Annotated in this window: 9 protein-coding genes; 6 read left to right on the top strand and 3 right to left on the bottom strand. The window is 49.1% G+C overall.

The window, feature by feature from the left end; translation table 11 throughout:
* Nucleotides 1-770: 770 nt before the first annotated feature.
* The 3 genes from QZN42_RS09595 to QZN42_RS09585 are packed head-to-tail and all read left to right on the top strand — an operon-like array spanning nucleotide 771 to nucleotide 3,225.
* On the top strand, nucleotides 771-1,676 hold the full coding sequence (locus QZN42_RS09595) for an RluA family pseudouridine synthase (protein WP_296957080.1): 906 nt from the start codon (nucleotides 771-773) through the stop codon (nucleotides 1,674-1,676).
* On the top strand, nucleotides 1,673-2,482 hold the full coding sequence (pgeF, locus tag QZN42_RS09590; protein WP_296957079.1) for a peptidoglycan editing factor PgeF: 810 nt from the start codon (nucleotides 1,673-1,675) through the stop codon (nucleotides 2,480-2,482). The genes QZN42_RS09595 and pgeF overlap by 4 nt, the downstream gene beginning before the upstream one ends.
* Complete coding sequence (locus QZN42_RS09585) at nucleotides 2,479-3,225, top strand: SDR family oxidoreductase (protein WP_296957078.1); 747 nt, start codon at nucleotides 2,479-2,481, stop codon at nucleotides 3,223-3,225. Before pgeF ends, QZN42_RS09585 begins: the two co-directional genes overlap by 4 nt.
* 166 nt (nucleotides 3,226-3,391) lie before the next feature.
* Here QZN42_RS09585 and QZN42_RS09580 read toward each other — a convergent pair whose 3' ends face one another.
* From QZN42_RS09580 to QZN42_RS09570, 3 genes are read right to left on the bottom strand one after another with little or no spacing between them, the layout of a single operon-like run.
* On the bottom strand, nucleotides 3,392-3,622 hold the full coding sequence (locus QZN42_RS09580) for a hypothetical protein (RefSeq protein ID WP_296957076.1): 231 nt from the start codon (nucleotides 3,620-3,622) through the stop codon (nucleotides 3,392-3,394).
* Complete coding sequence (locus QZN42_RS09575) at nucleotides 3,615-4,331, bottom strand: metallophosphoesterase (RefSeq protein ID WP_296957074.1); 717 nt, start codon at nucleotides 4,329-4,331, stop codon at nucleotides 3,615-3,617. The genes QZN42_RS09580 and QZN42_RS09575 overlap by 8 nt, the downstream gene beginning before the upstream one ends.
* Nucleotides 4,328-5,098 (bottom strand): DUF4931 domain-containing protein, encoded by a 771-nt coding sequence (locus QZN42_RS09570; protein WP_296957073.1) that lies wholly within the window; start codon nucleotides 5,096-5,098, stop codon nucleotides 4,328-4,330. The genes QZN42_RS09575 and QZN42_RS09570 overlap by 4 nt, the downstream gene beginning before the upstream one ends.
* Before the next feature lie 298 nt (nucleotides 5,099-5,396).
* On the opposite strand from QZN42_RS09570, the gene QZN42_RS09565 reads away from it, so the two are divergent.
* The 3 genes from QZN42_RS09565 (at nucleotide 5,397) to QZN42_RS09555 (ending at nucleotide 7,850) form a co-directional block, all read left to right on the top strand.
* Nucleotides 5,397-6,224: an amino acid ABC transporter substrate-binding protein gene (locus QZN42_RS09565; protein ID WP_296957072.1), complete on the top strand. Its 828-nt coding sequence runs from the start codon at nucleotides 5,397-5,399 to the stop codon at nucleotides 6,222-6,224.
* A gap of 207 nt (nucleotides 6,225-6,431) precedes the next feature.
* A complete protein-coding gene (locus QZN42_RS09560; protein WP_296957070.1) occupies nucleotides 6,432-7,079 on the top strand; it encodes an amino acid ABC transporter permease in 648 nt (215 codons plus the stop codon).
* 9 nt (nucleotides 7,080-7,088) lie between these two features.
* Nucleotides 7,089-7,850, top strand: a complete 762-nt coding sequence (locus QZN42_RS09555) for an amino acid ABC transporter ATP-binding protein (protein WP_296957068.1) — start codon at nucleotides 7,089-7,091, stop codon at nucleotides 7,848-7,850.
* Nucleotides 7,851-8,033: the final 183 nt, after the last annotated feature.

Raw genomic sequence — 8,033 nt, 5'->3', positions numbered from 1 at the left:
ACTATCTGAGCTTAAGGAATAGATGTAACAATGTAGCGCCGTATACGAGGACCGTACGTACGGTGCAATGGGAGGGCTAATAACTCTACCCTATTTGGGGCTTTGCACAGGCGGAGTTGAAAAGAACTTTTCGAGGAATTAACAGGCGGGGGAAATTGACTTTTGTGACGCCTAAGCAGGGAATCGATAGTGGCGTGCTCCCCGCGTCCGGGGAGCTCCCGATAGGGTGAGGGGGCGTACGATGGTATGTATCGAAGTGGACTGTAAATGGTCCATGCGTAACGGACTGATTTGAGGTTTTGGGCAGTTACTATGGAATGAGGAACATACGGTATTCGTGAGTCAGCAAACCTCGGCGAGCCCCGATAAGGTGTTGTCGCTGATGAGCCAACGATTTTTATATGGGGGCTCTGCACTGGCTTGTTTCTAATGAACAAAAGCCATCTCCCTTGGGAGATGGCTTTATGGCTGTCGTGTGGTGTTTTCGGAATCCTTCAGTTGCATCAGGGCGCATGAGGTGATTCGTCTTTTCTGTATCTTTTATTTTGTTTCCATATAAAAAGAAGTCAGGATTTGCGCTCCGTGGCGGGAGGCAGCGCAGTAGCAGTCGATGGTTTTCATAAGTTCTTCCATAATAGTGTATCTACACTGTGTACATACACTACACGAGAATATATGGATTTTGTCAAGGACATATTTCAAAAGGAATCTGAATTGGCCATATGAGGCAGGTCATGATATACTTTTTCTATCTGAAAGGAGGTGAAGGCATGGAAATCCTATGGACCTGCGGGGAAGATGATGAGGGGCGGGTGGTGAAGGATATTGCAAGGAAGAGACTTCATTTATCCGGCGCTCTCTGGAAAAGAATCAAATGGAATGGTATTTTTTCTTTGAACGGGGAAGCGCTGCACAATGCGAAGACTCCAGTGAAGGCGGGGGACGTGCTGCGCTTTTCCTGGAGCGAGGAGTCTGATATCGTTCCGTCTGATATTCCTCTGGATATTTTATATGAGGATAAAGAGCTTCTCATCGTGAACAAGGGCCCGGGCATGATTATTCATCCCACGTCGAAAGAAGCCCATGATACGCTGGTGAATGCGGTGGCCGGCTATTTCCAGAAGAAAGGGGAAGAGTCCGGCATTCATCCGGTGTACCGGCTGGACAGGAATACTACAGGAATCGTAGTGGTGGCCAAGTCGGCCAAAGGGCAGTATGAATTGTCAAAGTCCCACGATGTGCTTTACCGGGAGTACCTGGCTCTTGTCTCCGGAAATATGGAAGGAGAGGGGACCATCGAAGCTCCCATCGGGCGCAGACCGGGTTCCATCGTGGAATGGATGGTGCGGGAAGATGGCAAATGGGCGGCCACGGAGTACAAAGTGCTGGCTTCATCGGAAAAGGCAAGTCTTTTGAGACTTCATCTCCTTTCGGGAAGGACCCACCAGATCCGGGTCCACTGCACGCACCTCGGTCATCCCCTTCTGGGAGATACCCTGTATGGGGGTCCCCTGGATCTCATGGGCCGGCAGGGACTCCATGCTTTCACTGTGACTTTTCATCATCCGGAAACAGGGGAGAAATTATATTTCAAGGCTCCCCTTCCGGAAGATATGAAACGTGTCATTTCCGCCTTATGGCCGGATTTTGATTTTATAAAGGAGGGACTCCTGTGATTTGCGGAAATCAGATTCCTTATCTTTCTTTTACTATATATAAGAACCTGCCCGTTAAGGCAGCTGTTTCCACCAGGAAGGGCGGCGTGAGCGTTTCTCCTTATGACAGTCTCAATATGGGTCTGCATACGGGGGATTCTCTGGAAAATGTGCTGGAAAACCGTCGCCGTTTCTTTCATGAACTGGGCCTTGATGCAAAGCAGCTCATCAACTGCCGCCAGGTTCACGGGACCCACATCGAAATCGTGACGAAAAAAGACTGCGGGCGGGGCGCCCTGTCTCTGGAAAGTTCCATTCCCGGAACCGACGGACTTATTACGGATGAACCGGCTGTGCCCCTGACCATGAATTATGCGGACTGCACCCCTCTTTTCTTCTTTGACCCTGTGAGAAAAGTCATCGGCCTTTCCCATGGAGGCTGGCGGGGGACCGCAGGAAATATCGTGGGAAAGACAGTGGACCTGATGGTGGAAAAATTTGGCTGTGATCCAAAAGATATCCTGGGAGCCATCGGTCCGGCCATCGGTTTTGAAAATTTTGAGGTGGGCGGAGAAGTGGTGGAAGCCATGCGGCCTCTTTTCACGCCTTCTGAATTTGAAAAACTGTATCAAACGAAGCCCAATGGGAAATACCTCTTTGCCCTGGCAGAAGCGAACCATGTACTGATGAAAAAGGCGGGCCTTTCGGAAAATCACATCGAGGACTGTCATTTCTGCACCTGGGACAGGGACGATCTTTTCTATTCCTATCGCAAGGATCACGGAGATACGGGCCGCCATATGGCGGTGCTGATGATGGAATCATGAAAATTGCCATCGTTACCGGCGCTTCCTCGGGTCTGGGCCGGGAATTCGTGAAAGAGCTGGCAGCAGAAAAGAAATATGAGGAAATATGGGTCATGGCCCGCAGGAAAGAGGAACTGCTCTCTCTGGCACAGAAGGGACTTCGTCTGCGCGTACTGCCGCTGGATCTTACAAAGGAGGAAAGCTTCGAAAAAATTTCCGGACTTCTTCAAAAAGAAAAGCCGGAAGTGAGACTTCTCATCAATAATGCAGGCTTCGGCCATGTCATTTCCTTTGAGGAAGAGAAGTCGGAAGAAATCATTTCCATGGTCCGCCTCCATAATGAAGCGCCTTTGAGGCTCATCAGACTCTGCCTGCCTTATATGAAAAGGAAAAGCGCCATCATCAATGTGTGCTCCGCAGCCGCTTTCGTGCCTCTTCCGAAGCTTTCCGTCTACAGCGCCTCAAAAAGTTTCCTCTTACGATTCTCGAGGGCCCTTGCCAAAGAGCTCAAACCCAGAGGCATTACAGTGACTTCCCTCTGCCCTTACTGGATTGGAGATACCGAATTCATTTCGAAGGCCGAAGGACCGAAGAATCCTTTTGGAGCCCTCAAAGCGGCGGATGTGGCAAAAGATGCTCTGTCTGCGGCCCGGAAAGGAGAATCTCTCTGCATTCCCGGATTCATGGGAAAGCTGACGTACCTGGGCGCCCGTTTCCTGCCGCTCCCGGTGCTGCTTCCCTTTCAGAAATTATTCAAAGCATAAAAAAGCTGTACAGTTATGTATTCATAGCTGTACAGCTTTTTTAGTGCATAGTGCTTAGAGAAATTTTCCTGTAAAAAGGTCTTTAAAATAAAAGTGCGCCCTTTTCGTGAAGGGGCGCACGGCGATTTTACTAAAAACTAACAACTAAAAACTAACCACTCATCACTCACAATGTCCTCTCCCCAAATACCGGATGTCTGACCATGCGGAGGCTTCTCTTTTCAATCACCGAGAGGGCCTCTTCCATGGAAAGGTCAGAATGGCCTTCTTCCGTTTCGTAGACGAGGACGGGATTTTCCGCACCCAGTTCGCTTCCCGGGAGGTAGACATATTCGTGATTCCTGTTGTCTCCGTAGATGCAGCCGGCAAGGAGCCTGCTTTCTGCCAGTCTATGCATGAGGCGCCTCCAGATCACAGATATAGTAAGGCTTGAAATCAAGGTAGTCCGCACTGGTGAGGTGAAGTTTTATGCCTTCCAGCTCATCCGGAAGATTCACGAAATTGGGTGCCCCGTGGATATGGCCGTAGATGCAGTCTGTCACATGATGTTTCTTCATGATTTCCAGCATGGACGAAGGATTTCTGTTTTCATCAAAAGGCGGGTAATGAAGCACTGCCATGATGCGGGGCGTATTCATTTTTTCTGCCAGCTCCAGGGACCTTTCCAGTCTGCCTTCTTCCCGGAGGATGATGGATTTGTCCGTTTTTTCCACATATTTTTTTGAAGTTTCGGAAATCCAGCCGCGGGTGCCGGCCAGAGCCACTCCTCCTGCATCGATGGCGGAATTGTGGATGAATTCAAAGGCCCCTTCCGTAAAGCGGGTCATTTTCGTCACCGTGTCCCACCAGTAGTCGTGGTTGCCGCGGACGATGATTTTCCGCCCCGGCAGGGTGCCCAGCATTTTAAGGTCTGCTATGGCATCTTCCATGCGCATGGCCCAGGAAAGGTCGCCGGCCATAATGACCGTATCTTCCGGGCTAATCGTATCGAGCCAGGCCTTTACGATTTTTTCCCGGTGGTTATGCCAGTGGGCTCCGAATATATCCATAGGCTTTGTCGGCGGATCTCCGGAAAGGTGGAAATCGCTGAAAGCGTATAATTTCATGATTTCGCTCCAAAATATTTGTCTGACGTCAGGATATCCATGGTCTTTTTCTTGCTCCTCCTGTCCATGACATGGGTGATGCGATAGCCCATGTAGAGCGGGGATGCGGAGTAACGGGGAAATATTTTGGCACAGATATTATGTTTCGTATGGTAAAAGAAAATATTGTAGCTCGTGCAGCGGAGAGGGAAATCATTCAGCGCAAACCGCGCCAGAGTCTGGATGGTATCTGCAAATTTGTCAGGTGCCCCGTCTTTTTTGAGGAGCACATTGAGCTCGCCCATGCTCGAGAGGGGATAGTCGGAAATGGTAGCATAGCAGTCCTCATCTTCGTGGACTACGGGACCCATGAAGTTTTCGGGGGAAATATTTTCCATATAATCGTAATCCTCCAGCCCGATGATCTGGGAATGGGGATGACGCTGGGAACCGCCGGATTCAGGGCCGAAGTTCCGGAAATAAAGGACCGACTGGAACCTTTTATCCTTCTCCAGCTCCAGCCAATGGGAGAGGCCGAAGGAAATCACCTGGTGCAGTTTCTCCGGATGGTAGGTGGTGAGCTCTCCATTGTGGTCTGCCGTCTCCACGATGACTGTGGGCCAGGTATTTTCAAAAACCGGAAATTTATTCATGAGCCAGATGAGGTCTCCCTCCTGCTCGATGACATTCGTCAGTTTCTCCGGATGACAGAAAGGGCAGACCTTCTGCCTCCCCGAGTGCGGCTTCCGGCTGCCGATGGACAAGTTGAATATGATCGGTGTATTCATAGCATTTTACCTTCTCTTTCTATTTTTATTATAGCACGACGGGTAGGTAAAAAGGTGGTAAAACTATTGTCTCATCCATGCTCTCTCGCTGCTGCAGGATGTAAAAGGCGGGACGGAACCGTTATATTTCCGTATAAAAATTGAAATGAAAATCATTCTCCCATCATCAGGATTCTTCCCTCCTCTACTTGACAAAAGCAGGGAAAGGGGCTACTATATTGTCATAGCAATTCTTTACTAGGATAAAGAAATAAAGAGACGATTCCATATTTCATCATTTTTAAAGGAGAGGGACAATATGAAACTGAAAAAGATGGTCATGGCAGGAGTTCTGGCGCTGGGTTGTGTAGGAATGCTGGCAGGCTGCGGCGGCGGAGACAAGAAACCGGCTGCTTCTTCTGCTCCGGCCAAATCGGCAGCAGCTGCTGCAAAACCGGCAAAAATCGTAGCAGGCATGGATGATACCTTCGCACCGATGGGCTTCCGCGATGATTCCGGCAAGATTGTAGGCTTCGATATCGATATGGCCAATGCGATTTCCAAGGAAATCGGTGTACCGATCGAATTCAAGCCGATTGACTGGGCTTCCAAGGAAACGGAACTGAATTCCGGCCGTATCGACTGCATCTGGAATGGTTTCACCATGACTCCGGAACGTCAGAAGAAACTGGCATTTACCAAACCGTACATGGATAACCTGCAGGAATTCGTAGTCCTCAAAGATACCCCATACCAGAGCATGGCTGACCTGAAGGGCAAGAAGATTACCATTCAGGAAGCTTCCACCGCTGAAACCGCGCTCAACCGCGATCCCCAGCTGAAGGCTGCCTTTGCAGAAGTGAAATCCTATCCGGACCTCACCGCCTGCTTCATGGATCTGGAATCCGGCCGCTGCGATGCGGTACTGGCTGATACGGTGCTGAATGAATACTACATGACCAAGAAACCGGATAAGTTCAGAGAACTGCCGGATGTCGTATCCAAGGATACTTTCTCCATCGGTATCAAGAAAGACAATCAGGCACTGGTGGATCTCCTGAATGACGGTATTGCAAAAGTCATTGCCAATGGCGAAGCAGCCAAGATTTCCAACAAGTGGTTCGGCAAGGACGTACTGCTGAAATAATTTCCATAGGAAATATGTAAAACCGGGACAATCAAACTGTCCCGGTTTTCTATTGCTCTTTTATATTTCTGCCATAAAATCTGTTTCTCTATCTTGTTAAAAGAATAAAGAAAGAGTATTATAAACTTAAATAAGCCGCTTTCCGCTTCGGGAAAGGACGGGAAGGCTGTCAAAAGGGGATTTCCCATTTATATAAGGAGCTATCGAATGGATTATATTTTAAAGATTCTACCCAATATGTTCGTTGGCCTTGGCGTATCAGCGAAGATTTTCCTGATCACCATCGTGCTGGCCCTGCCGGTGGGCGTGCTGCTGGCGCTGGTCCGTATTTCCAAAGTGGCAGTTCTTCGGAAACTGGCGGAGACTTATATCTATGTCATGAGAGGCACTCCTCTTATGCTGCAGATTATGTTCATCTACTACGGCCTGCCATTAATGCTTCATCTGCAGATTGATGATTTCCCTGCGGCCATCATTGCTTTCGTGGCCAACTACTGTGCGTACTTTGCAGAAATATTCAGGGGCGGTATCCAGTCCATTCCGAAAGGACAGTATGAAGGGGCGAAGGTGCTGGGGTTCGGTTACAGACAGACCATGTGGCATATCATCCTGCCCCAGGTGGTGAAGCGGGTCATTCCTCCCCTTGGCAATGAAACCATTACTCTTCTGAAAGATACGTCCCTGGTCTATATCCTGGCCATGAACGATCTCATGCGTGTCACCCGCGCATTCGTACAGCGTGATTTCGATACGACTCCATTCCTGGTAGCTGCGGTTTTCTACCTGGTCTGCACTGCAGTACTGACGAAGATTCTGGCATATGTGGAAGCCCACTATGCGGTTTATGAGGAATGAGGCGGGACTATGAGTTTTATTGAAATGAGAAATATCAGGAAAGATTTCGGGAAGCTCACCATCCTCCATGGAGTAGATCTCGACCTGGATAAAGGGCAGGTCATTTCCATCATCGGACCTTCCGGTGCAGGGAAAAGTACGCTCCTCCGCTGCCTCATCCATCTGGAATCCATCCAGGGAGGCTCCATCAAAGTAGACGGCGATTATCTGGCAGAAGAAAAGAACGGTCAGGTGGTGTATGCGCCGGAAAATAAAGCGAAAGAAATCCTGGCCAAGATGGGCATGGTTTTCCAGTCTTTCAATCTGTTCCCCCATATGACGGTGCTGGATAATGTCATGGTGGCCCCCATTTATGTAAAAGGCATGAAGAAAGAAGAAATCCTTCCCATTGCGGAAGATTTGCTGAATAAAGTAGGCCTCCTCAATAAAAAAGACGTCTACCCCGGCAGCCTTTCCGGCGGCCAGAAACAGCGTGTGGCCATTGCCAGGGCTCTTGCCATGAACCCGGCGATTATGCTTTTTGATGAACCAACGTCAGCCCTTGACCCGGAACTCACCGGTGAAGTGCTGAAAACTATCCAGCAGCTGGCCGATGAAAATATGACCATGGCCATCGTCACCCACGAAATGGCCTTCGCCAAGTCCGTCTCCGACAAAATCCTTTTCATGGTAGACGGAAAAGTGGAAGAAGAAGGAACCTCCGAAGAAGTCTTCGACCATCCGAAGAGCGAAAGAACAAAGGCATTTTTGAAATCCATTCTTCGTGCATAATGAGCTTTATCTCATTTTCGATGGAACTGAATTAGTTCAAAGTGGTAAGTGAAGGAAGCCCGCTTCAAAATATGGAAGCGGGCTTTTTTTAGTGTGCCGGGCATGGCACGATTCTAGCTGGTGAAAGTCCAGTTACAGGTATTTGTCGCCGAGTGTAGCGGAGCGCAAGCTGTAAACAGTAAT

The sequence above is a fragment of the uncultured Dialister sp. genome (genome assembly GCA_900314595.1).
Taxonomy (GTDB): domain Bacteria; phylum Bacillota; class Negativicutes; order Veillonellales; family Dialisteraceae; genus Dialister.
This window is presented reverse-complemented; position numbering and strand designations above follow the sequence as displayed.

Bases quoted from the DNA above. Each gene is read 5' to 3' on its own strand.
- QZN42_RS09595 (WP_296957080.1), top strand. From the start codon at position 771: ATGGAAATCCTATGGACCTGCGGGGAAGATGATGAGGGGCGGGTGGTG.
- QZN42_RS09585 (WP_296957078.1), top strand. From the start codon at position 2,479: ATGAAAATTGCCATCGTTACCGGCGCTTCCTCGGGTCTGGGCCGGGAA.
- QZN42_RS09580 (WP_296957076.1), bottom strand. From the start codon at position 3,622: ATGCATAGACTGGCAGAAAGCAGGCTCCTTGCCGGCTGCATCTACGGA.
- QZN42_RS09575 (WP_296957074.1), bottom strand. From the start codon at position 4,331: ATGAAATTATACGCTTTCAGCGATTTCCACCTTTCCGGAGATCCGCCG.
- QZN42_RS09570 (WP_296957073.1), bottom strand. From the start codon at position 5,098: ATGAATACACCGATCATATTCAACTTGTCCATCGGCAGCCGGAAGCCG.
- QZN42_RS09565 (WP_296957072.1), top strand. From the start codon at position 5,397: ATGAAACTGAAAAAGATGGTCATGGCAGGAGTTCTGGCGCTGGGTTGT.
- QZN42_RS09560 (WP_296957070.1), top strand. From the start codon at position 6,432: ATGGATTATATTTTAAAGATTCTACCCAATATGTTCGTTGGCCTTGGC.
- QZN42_RS09555 (WP_296957068.1), top strand. From the start codon at position 7,089: ATGAGTTTTATTGAAATGAGAAATATCAGGAAAGATTTCGGGAAGCTC.